General features: G+C 45.5%; 2 protein-coding genes. Both read right to left on the reverse strand.

Annotated elements, in window-relative coordinates:
* Positions 1 to 98: 98 nt before the first annotated feature.
* On the reverse strand, positions 99 to 1,097 hold the full coding sequence (locus tag AAKU64_RS22425; RefSeq protein ID WP_354363090.1) for a beta propeller repeat protein: 999 nt from the start codon (positions 1,095 to 1,097) through the stop codon (positions 99 to 101).
* A partial coding sequence (locus tag AAKU64_RS22430; protein WP_354335868.1) for a hypothetical protein occupies positions 1,094 to 1,903 on the reverse strand: 810 nt, incomplete at its 5' end. The genes AAKU64_RS22430 and AAKU64_RS22425, both read right to left, overlap by 4 nt.

The raw sequence follows: 1,903 nt of genomic DNA on the forward strand, positions 1-1,903 counted from the left end.
TTTCATCTTGCCAGAAATGGCCGCTCCTTTCTCATCTATTTTGCGCTTCTCGCAATAAAATTACTCTCCGGTGTTTCGTTTTGCAAGAACCTCTTCTGTCATGGTTTGCCTCCGTTAATAGAACTACCTCCAATCGGTGGATTATCGGGATGATGGATACGCTCCCAAGTTGTACCGTCGAAGCGGGCGATGTCTTTGGAGCCGATAGACCACAGTACGCCATCTGCCGCGTCGATCACGTTGGCATCTTGTAATTCCGGCACCAATCCGGTGCGAACTTCTTTAATCGCAGTGCCATCATAAACATACAAACCAAGATTACTGGCAAGGTATATCCTGTCGTTGAACTTAGTCAGCGAATAAAATAGTTGGTTGTCGTCGATGCTGCTCAGATCTTTGAAACCATTGATCCAATTACCAAACAACAACGTACCATTAGTACCGCATATCCAGATTTTTTTATTGTCGTCAACATGGATCGCAGTCAGACGTTCTGTCGTTGGCAAGATAAGGGTAGACCATTGCTTTCCATCCCAGTGGTATAGCCTCCCCTCCAAACCGTATGCCCCTGGAATGCCGCCACAAATATAAATGTCATCTTCAGTTGCGCCATTGATATCTGCCAGCAGTAGCCGATCTTCGACCGTGGGCAATTGCAATATGCCATCATCCATATGCTCCCAATGGTTTGCCCCGAGTCGTTTATACACTTGCCCAGCACCACCCACCGCATATAGATGATCGCCTATCTGACGTAGCCTACGCATATAGCCCCAGCCTTTTGCATCGGTAGAATAAACTCCAGCGCCAGGAATTTTTTCAACTATTGGATTTCGTGAAGAACAAATAAACTCAATGCTCCCTTCATTAGATAATGCCAATAATTGCCATTCTGTGTCATCATTTTCAACGAAAATTTCTAGTCCAGCATTCCACCAATCAACATCATGCTTTGACCATAAATGATTCGCTTGAAAATCAAGAATGCATAACCGCGTATGTTGTGAATACGCGGGCATAGAATCGAGCGAACCAGATATGTATATACTATCTTTATCTAGCGCTTTTGCATTTGTGAATTCTAAATCGGCACTCATTTTTTCTTTCCTTTTCTTATACGGGTATCACGACTGGATTCGTGTGCTCCACCATCTTCTAATGTTGCCCTTGCCTCGCCCTTCGGCAAAGCCTGCGTAGTTCGCCCGTATTTATTTTTATCGACGCCCTTGAAAGCCTCATCCACTTTTCGCTTAATTTCATCTTTGCAATGAGGTTTAACTTTAGCAACCTCATCCGTGGAAATATCAAGTATCTCACCCATGGTCGCTAAGCCGTTCGGGCCGTTATCTGCGCGTAGACCCGCTGCCGCTATTTTTGGATCTGTACCTTCATGCGCCTGATTATGCTCACTACCATTTGTCTTACTGCCTCCACTTAAACAAATACTTGGTCCGTCATCTAAGGACGGCATACCTGGAATACGTGCCTGCGTATTTTTACGATTACCATACCGCAAAGCATAGTCCGGTACTATGTGATGGGCTTGCTGTCCCTTTGGACATTTTTGATCTTTGTAAGGTTTAATTCCACAATCATTATCGCCGCCACTTCCAACAACCTTGACCCCATCACCTGGAGGCGACGCATCATTCTTTTTGTCACTTTTCTTGGCCTCTTTCTTCGCGTCTTTCTTCCCTTCCGCTAGCTCACTTTTGACCGCATTCTTCTCTGCATTGAGTTCTGCTTTCGCTGCACTGGTCTCGGCTTTGACGGCGTTGATTTCTCCTTTTAATCCTGGAATCAATTTCGTGATTTTATCGATCTTGCTCATCACCATGCGTTGTGCATAGGCGCTTGCTAGCGCGACCATGTTGGGTAACTTGCCGCTGGTGGCAAATTCTGC

It is taken from the genome of Undibacterium sp. GrIS 1.8 (assembly GCF_040544445.1).
Classification (GTDB): domain Bacteria; phylum Pseudomonadota; class Gammaproteobacteria; order Burkholderiales; family Burkholderiaceae_D; genus Undibacterium.

What these genes read in the sequence shown, in the direction of transcription:
- AAKU64_RS22425 (WP_354363090.1), bottom strand. Translation starts at nt 1,097, where the DNA reads ATGAGTGCCGATTTAGAATTCACAAATGCAAAAGCGCTAGATAAAGAT.